General features: G+C 69.9%; 17 protein-coding genes. 6 read left to right on the forward strand and 11 right to left on the reverse strand.

Annotation, left to right across the window (positions count from 1 at the left end):
- The first annotated feature begins 262 nt into the window (after window positions 1-262).
- The 5 genes from ACIQD6_RS17640 to ACIQD6_RS17660 all read left to right on the forward strand — a co-directional run bounded on the left by ACIQD6_RS17640 (window position 263) and on the right by ACIQD6_RS17660 (window position 5,113).
- On the forward strand, window positions 263-1,168 hold the full coding sequence (locus ACIQD6_RS17640) for a 5'-3' exonuclease H3TH domain-containing protein (RefSeq protein WP_401883799.1): 906 nt from the start codon (window positions 263-265) through the stop codon (window positions 1,166-1,168).
- Window positions 1,169-1,220: 52 nt separating this feature from the next.
- The gene (locus ACIQD6_RS17645; protein WP_401883447.1) at window positions 1,221-2,063 is read left to right on the forward strand and encodes a siderophore-interacting protein; all 843 of its coding nucleotides are present in this window, start codon (window positions 1,221-1,223) and stop codon (window positions 2,061-2,063) included.
- A gap of 280 nt (window positions 2,064-2,343) precedes the next feature.
- Window positions 2,344-2,928 carry a sigma-70 family RNA polymerase sigma factor gene (locus ACIQD6_RS17650; RefSeq protein ID WP_401883449.1) on the forward strand — a complete coding sequence of 195 codons (585 nt, stop codon included), beginning with the start codon at window positions 2,344-2,346 and terminating at the stop codon, window positions 2,926-2,928.
- Window positions 2,925-3,677 (forward strand): anti-sigma factor domain-containing protein, encoded by a 753-nt coding sequence (locus tag ACIQD6_RS17655; protein WP_401883451.1) that lies wholly within the window; start codon window positions 2,925-2,927, stop codon window positions 3,675-3,677. The genes ACIQD6_RS17650 and ACIQD6_RS17655 overlap by 4 nt, the downstream gene beginning before the upstream one ends.
- Window positions 3,678-3,751: 74 nt before the next feature.
- On the forward strand, window positions 3,752-5,113 hold the full coding sequence (locus tag ACIQD6_RS17660) for a cryptochrome/photolyase family protein (RefSeq protein ID WP_401883453.1): 1,362 nt from the start codon (window positions 3,752-3,754) through the stop codon (window positions 5,111-5,113).
- Between the two features lie 178 nt (window positions 5,114-5,291).
- Here ACIQD6_RS17660 and ACIQD6_RS17665 read toward each other — a convergent pair whose 3' ends face one another.
- The 11 genes from ACIQD6_RS17665 to ACIQD6_RS17715 all read right to left on the reverse strand — a co-directional run bounded on the left by ACIQD6_RS17665 (window position 5,292) and on the right by ACIQD6_RS17715 (window position 16,853).
- Window positions 5,292-8,120 (reverse strand): DEAD/DEAH box helicase, encoded by a 2,829-nt coding sequence (locus ACIQD6_RS17665; RefSeq protein WP_401883455.1) that lies wholly within the window; start codon window positions 8,118-8,120, stop codon window positions 5,292-5,294.
- Window positions 8,121-8,320: 200 nt separating this feature from the next.
- The gene (gene tatC, locus ACIQD6_RS17670; RefSeq protein WP_401883458.1) at window positions 8,321-9,271 is read right to left on the reverse strand and encodes a twin-arginine translocase subunit TatC; all 951 of its coding nucleotides are present in this window, start codon (window positions 9,269-9,271) and stop codon (window positions 8,321-8,323) included.
- A 52-nt stretch (window positions 9,272-9,323) separates the two neighbouring features.
- Window positions 9,324-9,617 (reverse strand): Sec-independent protein translocase subunit TatA, encoded by a 294-nt coding sequence (gene tatA / locus ACIQD6_RS17675; protein ID WP_401883461.1) that lies wholly within the window; start codon window positions 9,615-9,617, stop codon window positions 9,324-9,326.
- 319 nt (window positions 9,618-9,936) lie between these two features.
- A complete protein-coding gene (locus ACIQD6_RS17680; RefSeq protein WP_401883463.1) occupies window positions 9,937-10,134 on the reverse strand; it encodes a hypothetical protein in 198 nt (65 codons plus the stop codon).
- A 145-nt stretch (window positions 10,135-10,279) separates the two neighbouring features.
- Window positions 10,280-10,540 (reverse strand): hypothetical protein, encoded by a 261-nt coding sequence (locus ACIQD6_RS17685; protein ID WP_401883465.1) that lies wholly within the window; start codon window positions 10,538-10,540, stop codon window positions 10,280-10,282.
- A gap of 59 nt (window positions 10,541-10,599) precedes the next feature.
- On the reverse strand, window positions 10,600-11,556 hold the full coding sequence (locus tag ACIQD6_RS17690) for a helix-turn-helix transcriptional regulator (protein WP_401883468.1): 957 nt from the start codon (window positions 11,554-11,556) through the stop codon (window positions 10,600-10,602).
- A gap of 17 nt (window positions 11,557-11,573) precedes the next feature.
- Window positions 11,574-12,530, reverse strand: coding sequence for a helix-turn-helix transcriptional regulator (locus tag ACIQD6_RS17695; protein WP_401883471.1), 957 nt, complete (start codon window positions 12,528-12,530; stop codon window positions 11,574-11,576).
- Between the two features lie 194 nt (window positions 12,531-12,724).
- A complete protein-coding gene (locus tag ACIQD6_RS17700) occupies window positions 12,725-13,099 on the reverse strand; it encodes an FKBP-type peptidyl-prolyl cis-trans isomerase (RefSeq protein WP_401883474.1) in 375 nt (124 codons plus the stop codon).
- Window positions 13,100-13,142: 43 nt separating this feature from the next.
- Window positions 13,143-14,078, reverse strand: a complete 936-nt coding sequence (locus ACIQD6_RS17705; RefSeq protein ID WP_401883475.1) for an FKBP-type peptidyl-prolyl cis-trans isomerase — start codon at window positions 14,076-14,078, stop codon at window positions 13,143-13,145.
- Between the two features lie 144 nt (window positions 14,079-14,222).
- Entirely contained in the window at window positions 14,223-15,584 is a 1,362-nt protein-coding gene (gene pafA / locus ACIQD6_RS17710) for a Pup--protein ligase (protein ID WP_401883477.1), read from the reverse strand.
- Between the two features lie 9 nt (window positions 15,585-15,593).
- A complete protein-coding gene (locus ACIQD6_RS17715; protein ID WP_401883480.1) occupies window positions 15,594-16,853 on the reverse strand; it encodes an MFS transporter in 1,260 nt (419 codons plus the stop codon).
- A gap of 130 nt (window positions 16,854-16,983) precedes the next feature.
- Between ACIQD6_RS17715 and ACIQD6_RS17720 the strand changes: the two genes are divergently transcribed.
- Window positions 16,984-18,018: a LacI family DNA-binding transcriptional regulator gene (locus ACIQD6_RS17720; protein WP_401883482.1), complete on the forward strand. Its 1,035-nt coding sequence runs from the start codon at window positions 16,984-16,986 to the stop codon at window positions 18,016-18,018.
- The last annotated feature ends 39 nt before the right edge of the window (window positions 18,019-18,057 follow it).

An 18,057-nucleotide genomic window follows, 5' to 3' on the forward strand; every position in this document is an offset into this window, starting at 1 on the left:
ACCCGGCGACAATGCTTGAACATGCAACCTGGTTCGCTCCGCATGCGCGCCTGCCCGTACTTACACGAGCCAAACAAGTCTGTGATTCACATCACATTTATCGAGGGATTCCGGCACTCGGCTCGACCGTTCGCGAGCGCGCGGGGCTCCTTTTCGTACCACTCCGCGACCGCCGGTCACCTTCAGTGGCATCGGTGACTTTCCGTACGCCCCGTGACTGTCAGTGGCGTGGGGCATCATCGGGGATGTGACGCGACGCCTGATGCTCCTCGACACCGCTTCCCTCTACTACCGGGCCTATTTCGGGGTCCCCGACTCCGTGCGGGCCCCGGACGGCACCCCGGTCAACGCGGTGCGCGGCCTGCTGGACTTCATCGGGCGCCTGGTCCACGACCACCGTCCCGACGAGCTGGTGGCGTGCATGGACGCCGACTGGCGGCCGGACTGGCGGGTGGAGCTGATCCCCTCGTACAAGGCCCACCGCGTGGCCGAGGTGCACGCGGAGGGACCCGACGAGGAGGACACCCCGGACACGCTCGCCCCGCAGGTCCCCATCATCGAGGCCGTGCTCGACGCCGTGGGCATCGCCCGGGTAGGCGTCGCGGGGTACGAGGCGGACGACGTGATCGGCACGCTCGCCGGCCGGGCGACGGGCCCGGTGGACATCGTCACGGGCGACCGCGATCTCTACCAACTGGTCGACGACGCCCGGGAAGTGCGGGTGCTGTACCCCGTCAAGGGAGTGGGCACGCTCCAGCTCACGGACGAAGCGGCGCTGCGGGAGAAGTACGGCGTCGACGGCGCCGGATATCTCGATCTGGCCCTGCTGCGCGGCGACCCGAGCGACGGACTGCCGGGCGTCCCGGGTATCGGCGAGAAGACGGCCGTCAAACTGCTCGACGCCTTCGGCGATCTGGCCGGGATCATGGCGGCGGTCGACGATCCGCGCTCCAAGCTCACCCCCTCCCAGCGCAAGCGGCTCGACGGAGCCCGGGATTACGTGGCGGTGGCGCCCACGGTGGTTCGGGTCGCGGGTGACGTCCCCCTGCCCGCCTTCGACCCGGCGCTGCCCTCGGTGCCGCTCGACCCGGCCATGCTCGACGCGCTCGCCACCCGGTGGGGGCTCGGCGGTGCGCTGCAACGTCTCCTCGCCACACTCCGGCACTGAGTGTTAAGTTAGGTAAGCCTAAGCAGCGTAAGAGTGAGTCAGGGAGTCCGCCGTGGCAGAACAGCCGGTCCGCACAGCACCGACGACCCACGAGGGGCAGGTTCTGCGCACCGAGTGGATCACTCCGCACATGGTGCGCGTCGTCGTGGGCGGTGAAGGACTGGCCGGTGTGCAGGCCGGTGAGGCCACCGATCATTACGTCAAGCTGCTGTTCGACGCCGAGGGTGTCACCTATCCGGAGCCGTTCGACATGGATCGGATCCGCGCGGAGTTCCCGCGCGAGCAGTGGCCCACCAACCGCACCTACACCGTGCGCGCCTGGGACCCGGTGGCCCTGGAGATGACGATCGACTTCGTCGTACACGGCGACGAGGGGCTGGCCGGGCCCTGGGCGGCGCGGGTGCGGCCGGGCGAGACCGTACGGTTCCTGGGCCCTGGCGGCCTCTACGCACCCGACCCCGCCGCGGACTGGCACCTGCTGGCCGGCGACGAGAGCGCCCTGCCGGCGATCGCCGCGTCGCTGGAGCGGGTCCCGGCGGGCGCCGTCGTCCATGCCTTCGTCGAGATCTCAGGCCCCGGGGAGGAGCAGAAGATCACGACGCCCGACGGAGTCGGGATCACCTGGCTGCACCGCGGGGACCGACCGGTGGGCGAGGCACTGATCGCCGCCGTACGCGGCCTGGACTTCCCCGACGGTGACGTACACGCCTTCGTGCACGGCGAGGCCGGCTTCGTGAAGGACCTGCGCCGTCATCTGCGGCTGGAGCGCAACATCCCGCGCGAGCGGCTGTCGATCTCCGGGTACTGGCGGCTGGGCCAGACCGACGAGGCATGGCGGACCGTCAAGCGCGCGTGGAACGAGCAGGTGGAGCGGGAGCAGGAGTCCGCGGCCTGAGGCACGTCCCGGACACGGCCTGAGCCGTCCCCGAAGTGGCGGAGCACAGGCGAGCGGAGAACGGCCCGGACTGGGCCCGCGAATGTGAGGGAACCCCGGCGGCGGGCTGTCTGCCCGGCCGGGGTTCCCTCACGTTCGCCGGCCGGTCTCGCGCCCCGCCCTTCCCGACCAATCCAGGGCGACCACGGCTCCGAACCCTTCGGTGAAGTGTGACCGGGGCGTCCGCCTGCCCGTGCGACATGATGCCGGAACGCCCGTCCGTACCGTGAAGGAAAGCCGCGTGAAAGAAGCCGTGTACATCGGTGGGCCCGCCTCGGCGAGGCCCGATCTGCAGGAACTGCTCGTCCAGGCGGCCCGAGGTGACCAGGACGCCTTCTCCGACGTGTACGACGTGGTCTGCGGGCCCGTCCTCGGCCTGGTCCGCTCCGTCCTGCGCGATCCCGCCCAGTCGGAGGAGGTGGCACAGGAAGTGCTGCTGGAGGTCTGGCGTACCGCTTCCCGTTTCCAGCCCAGCCGCGGCAGCGCGATGGCCTGGATACTCACCCTCGCCCACCGTCGCGCGGTGGACCGGGTGCGCTCGGCCCAGGCGTCCAGCGACCGGGAGCACCGGGCCGCGCTGTTGGAACGGACCCCAGCCTACGACGAGGTCACCGAACAGGTGGAGGCCGGTCTCGAACGGGAGCAGGTGCGCCGCTGTCTGCGCACCCTCACCGAACTCCAGCACCAGTCCGTGACCATGGCGTACTACCAGGGTCTGGCCTATCGGGAGGTGGCCGAGTTACTGTCCGTCCCGCTCGGCACGATCAAGACCCGGCTCCGCGACGGTCTTATCCGACTGCGTGACTGCCTGGGGGTGTCCGCATGACCGCGGATCTGCACACACTGACCGGTGCCTACGCGCTGCACGCCCTGGACCCGCAGGAGCGCGCCGAGTTCGAACGCCATCTGAACGCGTGCCACGCGTGCGCCCAGGAGGTGCGCGAACTGAGCGCCACCGCCGCCCGGCTGGGGCAGGCCGTGGCCATGACGCCGCCGCCCCGCCTCAAGGAGCAGGTGCTCCGGCGGATCGCCACCGAGCGCCAGGAACCGCCGGTGCTCTCCCCGCAGTCCCACTCGGGCGGCGGCGCGGGGCGAGGCCGCTCGTTGTCCCGCTTCACCCTGGCGGCCTGCCTGGCCGCCGCGGCGGCCTTCGGCGGAGTCGCCGTATGGCAGTACCAGGAGGCAGAGGACGCACAGCAGCAGGCAGAGGCGTCGCGGCAACGGTCCGACGCGCTGGCCCTCGTGCTCGCCGCCCCGGACGCAAAGATCACCACGGGGAGGCTGACGGACGGCGCGACCGGCACCGTGGTCGTCTCCCCCAGCCGGAACAAGGCCGCGTTCCTCGCGTCCGGGATGCCGAAACCCCCCAGTGGCAAGGTCTACCAGCTCTGGTACAGCGACGGCGGAACGATGCGGGACGCGGGCCTGATGGACTCCGTGACCGGTTCGGACGCCGTCCTGATGGCCGGTCCCGTTGGCGCGGCCTCGGGTATGGGCATCACGGTGGAACCGGCGGGCGGCTCCGCGCAGCCCACCTCCACTCCACTGGCGCTGATGAACTTCCCAGGCGTGTAAGGACGCGTAAGGGCGTGTAAAGGCACACGACACGGCTGCCCGGACGCGCAGGCGCACACAGACAGGACACGTACATGAGCGTTGCCGTCGTCCTCTTCACCTCCGATCTGCGGGTCCACGACCAGCCGGTGCTGCGCGCCGCGCTGAGCGGCGCCGACGAGGTGATCCCGCTGTTCGTGCGCGATACGGGGGTGACGGAGGCGGGCTTCGACGCCCCCAACCGGCTGGCGTTCCTGGCCGACTGCCTGGCCGCGCTGGACGCCGGACTGCGCGAGCGCGGCGGCCGGCTGATCATCCGTACGGGGGACGTGTGCGAGCAGGTCTGCCGGGTGGTGCGCGCGAGCGGCGCCCGGGAGGTCCATGTCGCGGCCGGGGTGAGCCGGTACGCCGTACGCAGGGAGGAGCGGCTCCGCACGGAGCTGGCGGGCGTGGGATGCGCGCTGGTCGCGCACGACGCGGTCGTCACGGTGGTACCGCCGGGCCAGATCACCCCGGCGGGCAAGGATCACTTCGCGGTCTTCACCCCGTACTTCCGCCGCTGGGAGGAGACGGGTCGGCGTGCGGTGATGACGGCGCCCAGGGCGGTGCGGGTCCCCGCGGTCGACAGCGAACCGCTGCCGGAGCGCGCCGCGGTCAAGGGGGTCTCGCCCGGCCTCGCCGAGGGCGGTGAGGCCGTGGCCCGAAAGCGCCTGTCGTCCTGGCTCGGCGGGGGTATCGAGTCGTACGAGGACCGGCACGACGACCTCCCCGGCGACGCGACGTCCCGGCTCTCCCCCTATCTCCATTTCGGCTGCCTCTCCCCGGTGGAACTGGCGCACCGGGCCGATCGGACACGGGGCGTGGGCCCGGCGTCCTTCCTGCGGCAGCTGGCCTGGCGGGACTTCCATCACCAGGTGCTCGCGGCCCGGCCGCGGTCCGCGTGGTCGGACTACCGGGCGCGCGGCGACCGTTGGCGTACGGACGAGAAGGAGATCGCGGCCTGGCGCGAGGGCCGCACCGGCTATCCGGTGGTCGACGCGGCCATGCGCCAGCTCCTCCACGAGGGCTGGATGCACAACCGGGGGCGGCTGCTGGTGGCGAGTTTCCTCACCAAGACGCTGTACGTGGACTGGCGGGTCGGCGCGCGGCACTTCCTGGATCTGCTCGTGGACGGGGACCTCGCCAACAACCAGCTCAACTGGCAGTGGGCGGCGGGCACCGGCACGGACACCCGCCCGAACCGGGTCCTCAACCCGCTTGCCCAGGCGAGGAGGTTCGATCCGCGTGGCGACTATGTACGGCGCTGGGTGCCGGAGTTGGCCGGGCTGAAAGGGCCGGCCGTCCATCAGCCGTGGAAGCTGCCGGCCCCGGACCGGGCCCGATTGGACTATCCGGACCCGATCGTGGACCTCGATGAGGGCAGGGACCGCTTCGTACGGGCCCGGGGAGTCGGCTAGATCCTGCCCCGCGAGCAGACAGACGGGCGGGCGCAGGCAGACGGGGAGGCGCAGACACGCGGAGACAACGCGCAGGCACGCGCGGACAACGCACGGGCCCCGTCGGATCATCCCGACGGGGCCCTGCTGCGTATCGCGGGTGCAGCCTCACCGCCCTGCCCGTAGACCCGTACGGCCGTCATCCCACCGAGCTGTACGCCACCACTCCGCGCAGCACCGCCTCGACCGCCTTGCGGGCGTTCTTCGCGACCGTGCTGTTGTCGCGCGGCGCGGCCGCCGCGATCTGGCCCAGCACATCGATGACCTGCTTGCAGCAGCGCACGAAGTCGCCGGCCGGCATCTCCGCCTCGCGCAGCACCTCGTCCAGCCCCTTGCCGGACGCCCACATGTAGACCGCCCAGGCGAAACCGACATCGGGCTCGCGCTGCCCGACCCCCTCCGTCTGACTGATCTTCAGGTCCTCTTCCAGAGCGTCGAGCCGCCCCCAGATACGGACCATCTCGCCCAGCGCGGTCTTCGCCGCGCCCGACGGGACCTTGGGCGCCACCGCGTCGTCGGACTGCCGGGCCTCGTACACCAACGCCGATACGCAGGCGGCCAGTTCGGCCGGGCCCAGCCCTTCCCACACCCGGTCGCGCAGGCACTCGCTGGCGAGAAGATCCAGCTCACCGTAGAGCCTGGCCAGCCGCTTGCCGTGCTCGGTGACCTCGTTGCCGCGCAGATAGTCCAGCTCGGTGAGGAGCGCCACGATCCGGTCGAAGGTGCGGGCGATGGTGTTCGTCCGCCCCTCGATCCGGCGCTCCAGCTGACGGGTGTCCCGCTGGAGCCGGTGGTAACGCTCGGCCCAGCGGGCGTGGTCCTCGCGCTCGTCGCAGCCGTGGCAGGGGTGGGCGCGCAGCTCCGTACGGAGCCGGGCGATCTCCCGGTCGTCGGCGGCGGGCGCGCGCTGCTTACGGTGCCGCTCGGGCACGACGTGTCCGGCCTTGGTGCGCAGCGCGGACGCCAGATCGCGGCGCGACTGCGGCGAGCGCGCGTTGAACGACTTGGGGATCCTCATCCGCTCCAGCGCCTCCACCGGCACCGGGAAGTCGATCGACGCCAGTCGTTTGACCTGCCGCTCGGCGGTGAGCACCAGCGGCCTCGGCCCGTCCTGGTGCTCGAATCCGCGGTGTCCGTTGGCACGCCCTGCCGGCAGCCCGGGGTCGAGCACCAGCGCGAGGCCGGCGAACTTGCCGGTCGGGACATGGATGATGTCGCCCGGCTTGAGCTTCTCCAGCGACGAGGCGGCGGCGACCCGGCGCTGCGCCGCGCCCTGTTTGGCCAGCTCGGTCTCGCGGTCCTTGAGATCGCGGCGCAGCCGCGCGTACTCCTCGAAATTCCCCAAGTGGCAGGTCATGCCCGCCCGGTAGCCATCGAGCCCTTCTTCGTTCTTCTGCACCTGCCGGGAGATCCCGACGACCGACTTGTCGGCCTGGAACTGGGCGAAGGAGGTCTCCAGCAGCTCGCGCGAACGGTGCCGGCCGAACTGCTGGACCAGGTTCACGGCCATGTTGTACGAGGGCCGGAAGCTGGAGCGGAGCGGATACGTCCGGGTCCCGGCGAGTCCGGCGAGCGCGCCCGGATCCATACCGCGCTGCCAGAGCACCACGGCATGGCCTTCGACGTCGATCCCCCGGCGTCCTGCCCGGCCGGTCAGCTGGGTGTACTCACCGGGGGTGATGTCGGCGTGCTGCTCCCCGTTCCACTTGACGAGCTTCTCCAGCACCACGGACCTGGCCGGCATGTTGATGCCGAGCGCCAGGGTCTCGGTGGCGAAGACCGCCTTGACCAGGCCCCGGACGAACAGCTCCTCGACGACCTCCTTGAAGGTCGGCAGCATCCCCGCGTGGTGCGCGGCGATGCCCCGCTCCAGGCCCTCCAGCCATTCGTAATAGCCGAGGACATGGAGGTCCTCACCGGGGATGGAGGCCGTGCGCTCCTCGACGATCTCGCGGACCCGCCGCCGGGCGTCGTCGTTGTTGAGCCGCAGGCCCGCGTACATGCACTGCTGTACGGCGGCCTCGCAGCCGGCCCGGCTGAAGATGAAGGTGATCGCGGGCAGCAGGCCCTCGGCGTCGAGCCGCTCGATGACCTCGGGCCTGGCGGGCGTCCAGATCCGGCTACGCTGCCGGCGCTCGCGTTCCCGGTCCGCCTCGCGGATCATCTTCCCGCGCCGGCGCTCACGCGGGTTGTAGGTGCGCTGATTCTCCATCCGGGCCAGCCGGACAAGATCGGGATTGACCTCACGCCGGCCCCCGCCACGGCCGCCGTGGTCGGTCTCCTCCTCGAAGAGGTCGTACATCCGGCGTCCGGCCATCACGTGCTGCCAGAGCGGCACGGGCCGGTGCTCGGAGACGATCACCTCGGTGTCACCCCGGACGGTGTCCAGCCAGTCGCCGAACTCCTCGGCGTTGGAGACGGTCGCCGAGAGCGACACGAGCGTGACCGACTCGGGGAGGTGGATGATCACCTCTTCCCAGACGGCGCCCCGGAAGCGGTCGGAGAGGTAGTGCACCTCGTCCATGACCACATAGCCGAGCCCGAGGAGCGACTGCGAGCCCGCGTAGAGCATGTTGCGGAGCACTTCGGTGGTCATGACGACCACCGGAGCATCGGAATTGACGCTGTTGTCGCCGGTCAGCAGGCCGACCTTGTCCGCGCCGTAGCGCTTGGCCAGGTCCGCGTACTTCTGGTTGGAGAGTGCCTTGATCGGCGTGGTGTAGAAACATTTGCGGCCCTCGGTCAGGGCCAGGTGCACGGCGAATTCGCCGACGATCGTCTTGCCCGAGCCGGTGGGCGCCGCGACCAGCACGCCCTTCCCGGCTTCCAGGGCCTGGCAGGCCTCGATCTGGAAGGGGTCCAGACCGAAGTCGTACATCTCGCGGAAGGGAGCGAACGCCGTGGCCTGCTCGGCGGCGCGGATCCGGGCAGCGGCGTAGCGCTCGGCAGGTGAGAGGTCCTCAGTCATCTTGCGATCGAGCCTACCCGCCACCTCTGACAGTCGGCGCGATCTTTAGAGGCCCCTCTTTTCTGGGGCTCGGTTCGCCTCCGGGGCGCCGGCTGTGTCGATCAGCGGCCCCCGGCCGCGACCACTGTCGACCGTGCTCGGATTGCTCGCCGCAGGGTCCGCCGTGCACCGACGGGCGGCGCACGGCGGACCCCACAAGATCAGGTGATGTCGTCGTAACCGTTCAGCCGGTTCGTCCGGCCGCCGTCCGACTGCCCGGGAAGCGCGGGCCGCGAGGATACGGAGCCGACCGCGTCGATGTCCTCGGGAGTCAGGTCCAGGTCCGAGGCCTCGTCGTCATCGAGGTCCGCGTCCGGGTTGTTCCGCCTGCGCCGCCGGTCGTTGAGCATGCAGACGCCCAGTGCCAGGAAGTAGAGGACGACAATGGGGCCGGCCAGCATCAGCATCGTGAGCGGATCACCGGTCGGGGTCGCGAAGGCCGCGAAGACGGTGATGCCCATCACAAAGCCCCGCCACCAGCCGACCAGCCTCTTCGCCGACAGCACACCGGTGAAGTTGAGCAGCACCAGCAGCAGAGGCAGCTCGAAGGCCAGCCCGAAGATGATGACCATGCGCACCACGAGGTCGAGATACTCGTCCAGCGGCAGGAGGTTGCGGGCCTGTTCAGGGGTGAAGCCGAGCATGATCGTGGCTGTCTGGGGCAGGATCTGGTAGGCGAGAACGGCGCCACTGAGGAAGAGCGGTACGCCTATGCCGACGAAGGACAGCGCGTACTTCTTCTCGTGACTGTGCAGGCCGGGCGCGAGGAAACCCCAGAGTTGGTAGAGCCAGACCGGCGTGGCCAGCACCAGGCCCGAGACGAGAGAGACCTTCAGGGCGATGGAGAAGGGCGAGATCAGACCATTCACGGTCATGTCCGCGCACGGCTCACCGTTCTTCTGCTTCAAGGATCCGTCGACGCAGCCCACCGAGTCGAGGATCGGCTTCATCATGAAGTCGATCAGTTCCTTGTAGTAGAAGGCTGCGACGACGGTGATGACCAGAATGGCCAGCACCGCCTTCAGCAGGCGATTTCGCAGCTCACGCAGGTGCTCCGCGAGAGGCATACGCCCTTCCGCGTCTCTCTCCTGCTTCGGGGCAGACTTGAGCAACCCGCGTCCCTCGTCTCGTGAAAACAGCGGCCGTCAGTGAAGAACGCGTCAGTCAGCTCTGGGTGGTGCGGTTCGGCTCGTTGACCGGACGAGCGCCGGCGACATCGCCGGGGAACGCCTGGATCGTCCGCGGAGCGGCCGGCTGCTGGGCGGTGGTGTCGGCGGTCTGTTCGGCGACGGGGGCCGACTTGTCGTCGTCCTTCTTCATGGCCTTGGCCTCGCTCTTGAGGATGCGGGCCGACTTGCCGAGCGAACGCGCCATGTCAGGAAGCTTCTTGGCACCGAACAGCAACAGGATGACAACGATGATCAGAACGATCTCGAGCGGCTTCAGATTGCCGATCATGTGCGACTTCCTTCTCACAGAGGCGGCTGGGGTGGGGCTGCCCGTACAACCGGACCCGGTGTCCGGCAATGGCGCTGCCAGCGATCGTAACCCGCAGGAGTAAACGTGGGGCAATGCCCGTGCATACTCCCGGCGGCGGCCGTCACCTCACCGTCCAGGCCACGATCGTCAGCGTACCGTCCGGGCCGGTCCCGGAGGAGAGGGCGTCAGCCTCCCCCGAGGCCGTCTCCACGGCCGTCCCCCAAGGCGGTCGGCACGCCCGCCACCGCGAGCCGCCACCACCCGCACAAGCCACCATCCGCACAAGCCGCCGCCCGCGCTACCGCAGCGCGTCTCCGGTCGAGGCCAGCCGGGTGGCCGCACGTTCCAGGTCCTCGGCGGCCCGGTTGATCCGGTCCGTGGTGGCGGCGACCTGGCGGCCGAGCCGCTGGGCTTCGAGGAAGACACGGATCGCCAGGACCCCGAGTACGGCGATACCGCAGAACCCCAGGGCGATGGCGAGCATGGGCCAGAACATGGGCAGAACCTAGACCGTTCTCAGAGACTTCTCATCCCCGGACCGCTGGATCCGAGGGCTGCTTGAGACTGCGTGAAACTGCTTGAAAGGACCTCGCGGAAGAACAACACGGAAGATCGGCACGGAAGGACCGCGCGGAAAGCCGCTAGACCGTCGAGTGGAGGCGCAGCGTCCGCACACCACCGCCGGTGAGGAGTTCGATGATCCGCTCACCGGCGGGCTTGCGCACCGCGGTCTCGCACTCGGGGCAGGTGAAGGAGTAGAAGGTGGTCTTCCGGCTGGCCCCGATCGCCAGGCGCAGCGCGCCCGCCGAGAGCTCGAACCGGGCGCGGCACTCGGGACAGGCCGCTCTGAAGAGGACCGGGACGACGGTCGAGAATCCTGGCAGTCCAGTTATCGCCGACATAGTTCTTGGCTCTCCTTGTCCCCGGCCGTTCACCACTGAGCCGTTCACCACTGAGCCGTTCACTGCTGGACGTCATACGCCGCGAGCGCGTCACCGGCCGCCAGCCGTGCGCTCTCCGCCAGATCCGGCGGGGACACGATCCGTCCGTCCCCGCCGAGCCGTAGCGCGAGGCGTCTCAGCGAGGTGGGCACGGAGGTGCGCAGGGTGATGCGCAGACCGCCGTCGGGAAGCTCGACCGCGGAGTCGTGCGGGTAGTACTCCGCCACCCACCGGCCACCGGGGCCGACCTCGACCACCACCTCGGGATCCTCCGCCGACGGCTGCACCAGCCCTTCCGACAGATCCCGGAGCTCCAGCTCCGGGGGCGCCGCCGGTGCGTCCAGCAGCTTGATCTCGGCGACCCGGTCGAGCCGGAACGTACGCCGCGCCTCGGAGAGCCGGCACCAGGCCTCCATATAGGTGTGGCCCACGGCAAACAGCCGGATCGGGTCGACCTCGCGCTCGGTCAGCTCGTCCCGCGCCGGGGAGTAGTAGCGCAGCCACAGCCTGCGGCGCTCGGAGATGGCGCGGTCGACGTCGGCGAACACCCCGCCCTCGGCCTCGAAGGTCACCGAGAGCCGGGCGCTGGCGCCCGCCGCTTCCCCGGCCGCGGTCTCCAGCTTTGCGGTGGCGCGCAGCAGCGCCTGCCGGTCGCCCTCACGCAGCCCCGGCAGGGTGGCGACGGCGCGGGCCGCGACGAGCAGTGCGGTCGCCTCGTCGGCGGCCAGCCGCAGCGGCTCGGCGACATCGTCCGCGTTGTGCCACCAGATCCGGTCGCCGTCGGTGTCGATGTCGAGCAGATCGCCGCCGCGGAAGCTGGTCCCGCACATGGGAAGGACGTCGAGGTCGGAGATCAGCTGGTCCTCGCTGATACCGAAGGCGCGGGCGACATCGCTGACGTGGGCGCCGGGGCGCTCCCGCAGATAGGTCACCAGCGAGAGCATCCGCCGGGTCTGGTCGATGGCGTTGGTTGCCATGGTGTGTACGAGCCCCCTCAGCCCTTGGCCACGGCGCGCAGCCGGTCCACGACGTCCGCCCGCAGATCCGCGGGCTCCAGTACGACCACGTCCGGCCCGAACTCCACGAGCCAGGCGTCGAGACCGTGGCCGTACGGGATCTCCAGTTCGTCCCAGCCGTCGCCCAGCTCTCTCGACGACAGCGCCTTGGAACGCAGCGGGTAGCCGCATCCAGAACGGAGCTTGATCAGTGCGGAGCGGGTCGCGGTCTCTCCCGCCCAGCTCTCCACGGTCTCCCGCACGGTGACCACGTCGGGCACGGGCGCGCCGAAGACCCCGGCGCGGGAACGGACCTTGCCGGTGATGCGCGAGAGCCGGAAGACGCGCTCGGCGCCGCGGTCGCGGTCCCAGCCGGCCAGATACCAGTGGCCGCGCCAGCACTCCAGCGTCCAGGGCTCGACCTGGCGCTGCTCGGGGCGGGCGGCGTTGGCCTTGCGGTAGTCGAAGACGACGGGGCGCCGGTCGCGGCAGGCGAGCATCAGCGGTTCGAACGCGGCCTCGTGGACGGGGATGCGCGGTTCGAGGGCGCTGTGGTGTGCCTCGTACGAGTCCTCCGCCTCGGGCATTCCGGCGGCGCGGAGCTTCTGGAGGGCGCCGCTCGCCGCGCCTGCCAGCCGGGCCTGCTGCCAGACCTTGGCGGCGAGTCCGAGGGCGGCGGCCTCTTCGGCGTCGAGCGTGATGGCGGGCAGCCGGTTGCTGTCACGGCGGGCGAGATAACCGGTCTCCCCGTCCAGGTTCTCCACTGTCTCGATGACCAGGCCCAGTTCGCGCAGATCGTCCTTGTCGCGCTCGAACATCCGGTTGAAGGAGTCGTCGGTGCCCGCTTCGAGGTAGGCCTCGATGGATTCACGCAACTCACGCTTGCTGAGCGGACGCCGGGTCCCGAGCAGGCACAGCGCCAGATTCATCAGCCGCTCGGCTTTGGCAATCGCCATCGACGCCTTACACCCCACTTGATCGTGCCGCATCCGCCCGCTGACCGTACCGCCCCCGGGTGTCGGGGCAAAGTCGTGGCCATGGTCCGGGCAACCGTCCGGGCACGGCCGAGGGCCCACGCCGGACGGCGTGGGCCCTCAGGGTGTCCGGACCTGATCACCTGATCGAAAGCAAAGCGATCAGCCGGACATGATCAGACCGCGATCAGATCGCAGACGAAGATCAGCGTCTCGCCCGGGGCGATACGGCCGCCACCGGCGCCGCGGTCGCCGTACGCGAGGTGCGCGGGGATGGTCAGCTGCCGGCGGCCGCCGACCTTCATGCCCTGCACGCCCTGGTCCCAGCCTGCGATGACCTGGCCGGCGCCGAGCTGGAACTGGAGCGGGGTGCCGCGGTTCCAGGAGGCGTCGAACTCTTCGCCGGTGGAGAAGGACACGCCCACGTAGTGGACGGACACGGTGTCGCCCGCCTTGGCCACCGCGCCGTCGCCTTCGGTGATGTCCTTGATCTCCAGATCGGCCGGCGGCTCGCCACCCGGGAAGTCGACCTCGGGCTTGTCGATGCTCACTGAACTGCTCCTCTAAATGATGAACTGGGCAACCGGGACAGTGTTACACCTTCGCCAGGATGTCCACCGCGAACACCAGCGTGGAGTTCTTCGGGATGCCCTGCTGCTCCTGGTCGCCGAAGGCCTGGTCCGGCGGAAGGACGATGAGAACCCTGCTGCCCACCTTCTTGTCGACCACACCTGTCTTGAGACCCTTCAGGGTCAGCTGCGGCAGCGGGAAGGTCGCGGTACGGCCCGTCTTGTACGTGCTGTCGAACTGCTTGCGGCCCTTCCAGATGTACGCGCTGTAGTTCAGCACGACCGTGTCCGAGGCCTTGACCTCCGCGCCCTTGCTCTCCAGCACGTAGTTGGAGACCAGCTTCTTGGGCGGGTCGCTCTTCGGGATCGTGACCGTCGGCTCCTTGCCGTCGTCGTTGGTCCCCACCTTCGGCAGGTCGGCATCGTCCTGCGCGACCTCCGAGCCCTTGGCGGACTTCGGGACCTGGGTCGCCTTCACGATGTCGACGACGAAGACCAGCGTGGCGTTGGGCTTGATGTCGCCCTGGCCCTGGGCTCCGTAACCGAGCTCCGGCGGGATCCCCAACTCGACGCGGCTGCCGACCTTCTGGCCCTCGAGACCCTGGTCCCAGCCCTTGATGACCTGTCCGGCACCGAGGGTCAGGTCGAGGGGCTGCTTGCGGTCGAAGCTGTTGTCGAACGGCTTGGCGGAGTCCCAGCTCTGACCGAGGTAGTTGACCTGGAGCGCTTCACCCTTCTTGACCGTGGCGCCGTCCCCCTTGCTGAGGACATCGACCGTCAGCTTCTTGGGCGGGCTCCCCTCCCCCTTCTCGAGGGTCGGCTTCTGACCGAACTTGCTTCCCGCGGTGACCGCGGGAAGCCCGTTCTTGGACGAGGTGGAGTCGGAGCCTCCGCTGTCTCCGCAAGCCGCTGTCGACAGCAGCAGCAAGGGGACGACGATCAGGCCGGCAAGTCGGCGCACGTGTTCCTCAGATCTCAGACGGCACAGTAGTTGCCCGACACTCTAAGGCGTGGCGAGGGCCCCGTACGCGATACGTACGGGGCCCGGTCCGCATTCCACCAATGCGTGTCACACGCCTGCTGACATACCGCCAGACATACCGGATCACATACCGGCGATCAGCTTTTCCACCCGGTCGTCGACAGACCGGAACGGGTCTTTGCAGAGCACCGTGCGCTGTGCCTGGTCATTGAGCTTGAGGTGCACCCAGTCGACGGTGAAGTCCCTGCGCTGCTCCTGGGCACGGCGGATGAAATCGCCGCGCAGTCGCGCCCTGGTGGTCTGCGGGGGCACGGACTTGCCCTCGAAGATCTTCAGGTCGTTGCAGATCCGGGCGGCCTGGCCCTTCTTCTCCAGCAGGTAATAGAGACCGCGACGGCGGTGGATGTCGTGGTAGGCGAGGTCTATCTGAGCGACCCTCGGATGCGACATGGTCATGTTGTGCTTGGCCCGGTACCGCTCGATGAGCTGGTACTTCATGACCCAGTCGATCTCGGTGGAGATACGGTCGAGGTCCTCCGCCTCGATCGCGTCGAGCGTGCGGCCCCAGAGCTCCAGGACCTGTGCGACGGTGCCGGTGCGGATGCCCCGCCGGTCCACGAAGTCCACGGCCTTCTCGTAGTACTCCCGCTGGACCTCCAGAGCGGAGGCCTCCCGGCCGCTCGCCAGGCGCACCTTGCGCCGGCCGGTGAGGTCGTGGCTGACCTCCCGGATCGCCCGGATCGGGTTCTCCAGGGTCAGATCACGCATCACCGTGCCCGCCTCGATCATGCGCAGCACGAGATCGGTGGCGCCGACCTTGAGCAGCATGGTCGTTTCGGACATGTTCGAGTCACCGACGATGACATGCAGACGGCGGTAACGCTCCGCGTCGGCGTGCGGCTCGTCGCGGGTGTTGATGATCGGGCGGGAGCGCGTGGTGGCGGAGCTGACGCCCTCCCAGATGTGCTCGGCCCGCTGGCTGACGCAGTAGACGGCACCCCGCGGGGTCTGGAGCACCTTGCCGGCGCCGCAGAGCAGCTGCCGGGTGACGAGGAAGGGGATGAGGATGTCCGCGAGCCGGGAGAACTCTCCGTGGCGGGCGACGAGATAGTTCTCGTGGCAGCCGTAGGAGTTTCCCGCCGAGTCGGTGTTGTTCTTGAAGAGATAGACGTCGCCCGCGATTCCCTCCTCGTGCAGGCGGCGTTCGGCGTCGACGAGCAGGCCTTCGAGAATGCGTTCGCCCGCTTTGTCGTGCGTGACCAGCTCGGAGATGTTGTCGCATTCGGGAGTTGCGTATTCCGGATGCGAACCCACGTCGAGGTAGAGACGGGCACCGTTCCGCAGGAAGACATTGCTGCTGCGGCCCCATGAGACAACACGGCGGAAGAGGTAGCGCGCCACTTCGTCAGGTGACAGTCGGCGCTGTCCCCTGAACGTGCACGTGACGCCGTACTCGTTCTCCAGCCCGAAAATGCGGCGGTCCATGTCTGAACATTACGCCTGATGGCCTGAGCTGAAACCGGGTTCGGCCGCCCCGCTTCGATCATTTTCCGTCGAGGGTGTGGCATTCGACGGACTGATCGGATCCGCGAGGGCCCGCCGAGTGGCCAGCAGCACCAGCAGGGCCGCGATCCCTCCGGCCCCCGCGACCCCGAAGCTCGCGGGCGTACCGCCGATCTCGACGGCCGGGCCCGCCACGGCCGTTCCGAGCGAGGCGCCGACGCCGAAGGTGGTGACGAGCCAGGAGAACGCCTCGGTGACGGTGCCCCGGGGAGCGTGCCGGTCGACGACCACGAAGGCACAGGCGAGCGCGGGCGCCAGGAAGACTCCGGCGACGGCGCAGAGCACGGTCATCGCGGCCACGCCCGGCGTGAGCGTCAACGGCAGATAGCAGAGGGCCAGCAGGGCGACGATCGCCCGGAGCCGGCGCTCGGGGGTGCCGGCCCACTCGCGGGCTCCGTACGCCATGCCGCCGACCAGCGCGCCGAGCCCGAGTGCCGCCATCAGCCAGCCGTAGATGGACTCACGGCCGTGGTCGTCGGCGTAGGCGATGCCCGCGACCGTGATCGAGCCCATGGCCATACCGACGAAGAGGAACGCGCTCAGCAGGGCGAGGAGTCCGGGCGAGCGCAGGGCACCGAGCCAGTGCGCCTCGCGCGGTGCGGACCGCCAGGCCCGGGAGGGCCCGGACAGGATGACGGAGAGCGCGCCGCACACCCCGATCGCGTTGATGACCAGGAGCGCGGCGGCCGGGGACCAGAGCGCGACCAGTACGGTGACGAGCAGCGGGCCTGCGGTGAACATGACTTCCTGGGCCACGGCGTCCATGGCGTACGCCCGGTGCACCCGGTCGTCACCCCCCAGGACGTTGGGCCACAGCGCCCGCAGCCCGCCCTCCAGCGGCGGGGTGAAGAAGCCACCGATCACCACGGCCGCGTAGGCGGGCAGCAGAGCGTCCGTTCCGACGGCGGCGAAGAGGACCATGCCCAGCGCGGAGACCACGGCCGCGGGGAGCTGCACCCGGGGCTGCCCGAACAGGTCCACGGCCCGGCCGAGCAGCGGCTGACCGATGGCCATGGCGACGCCGTACACGGCCGCGAAGGCGCCGGCGAGCGTGTAGCTGCCGCCCTCGGCGCGCGTGAACATGACGATCGCGATGTGCCCGGTGGCGCTCGGCAGCCGGCCCACGAGCGTCCCGGTGAGCAGCCGTGCGGCATGCGGCGCCTTGAGAATGTCCACATAGCCCGTGGCCATGTCCCGCCCCTCTTCCTCAGGTCGCCCCGGCCCGACCGGGGTTTTACGTATAACGTCGAGCGTCATACGTACCATGTGCGCAGTCCGCGGGTCCACCCGCGATCACACCGCGCGACGGAGAACGGCAACCATGACAGAGCAGTCCGCCCGGCCCACCAGCAGAGATGTGGCACGGGTCGCGGGCGTGTCCCAGGCCACGGTCTCTCTCGTACTCGCCGACAAGTGGCGCGGCCGGGTCTCGGAGCGGACCGCCGGGCTGGTGCGGGAGGCGGCGCGCGCGCTCGGCTACCGCCCCAATCTCGCGGCCCGCAATCTGCGGCTGGGCCGGACCAGGACGGCGCTCCTGGTCGTGCCCGCGCTCACCAACGAGTTCTTCGCCCGGGTCTACACGGGCGCGGCCGAGGTCGCCGGCGAGCACGGCTTCGGGGTGGTCCTCTACCCCTCCCCCGCCGGAGTGGGGCCCGCCAGGGACCCCTTCGCCTCGGCGCGAGCCGCGCTGGACGGGGTGATCGCCTCCTCGATGGCGACCGACGCGCTGGACGCGATCCGCGGCGCGGACGGCGCGGACCTGCCGCTGGTGATGCTGGACAGCGATCCGGCGGCGCCCGGGGCCGCCGCCCGGGTGAATCTGGATATCGCCGACGGCATGCGGCAGGTGACGGAACATCTGCTCGGTCTCGGCCACCGGCGCCTGGTCCATCTCGCCTCCGCGATCGCCTCCTGGACCTTCGACGTACGCGCCGACGCGCTGGCCGGTGCGGTACGCGACGTCCCCGACGCTGCCGTACGGACCGTCCACGCACCGCTGGAGGTGGGCGCCGCGCGGGAGGTCGTGGAACGCGCCCTGACCGCGCCTGGCCCCCGGCCCACGGCGCTGGTCTGCGACGACGACATCCTGGCCGCGGGAGCCTGCAAGGCGGTGCGCAGGCTCGGCCTGCGGGTACCCGAGGACGTCTCCGTCACCGGCTTCGACGATCTGGCCCTCGCGACGGCGGTGGAGCCGGAGCTGACCACCGTACGGCTGCCTGCCGAGCGGATCGGCGAGCGCGGCATGTCGGCGCTGCTGGCGGTCCTGGACGGACAGCGGCCGGAGACCGGCGACCTGCCGGTACGCCTGGTGGTCCGCGCCTCGACAGCGCCGCCGCCCCCGATATCGGGCCCCTGAGCGCACCACGGCGGGGGCCGGGTCGCGCCGCGCCACGCC

It is taken from the genome of Streptomyces sp. NPDC088400 (assembly GCF_044753355.1).
In the GTDB taxonomy this organism is placed as follows: Bacteria; Actinomycetota; Actinomycetes; order Streptomycetales; family Streptomycetaceae; genus Streptomyces.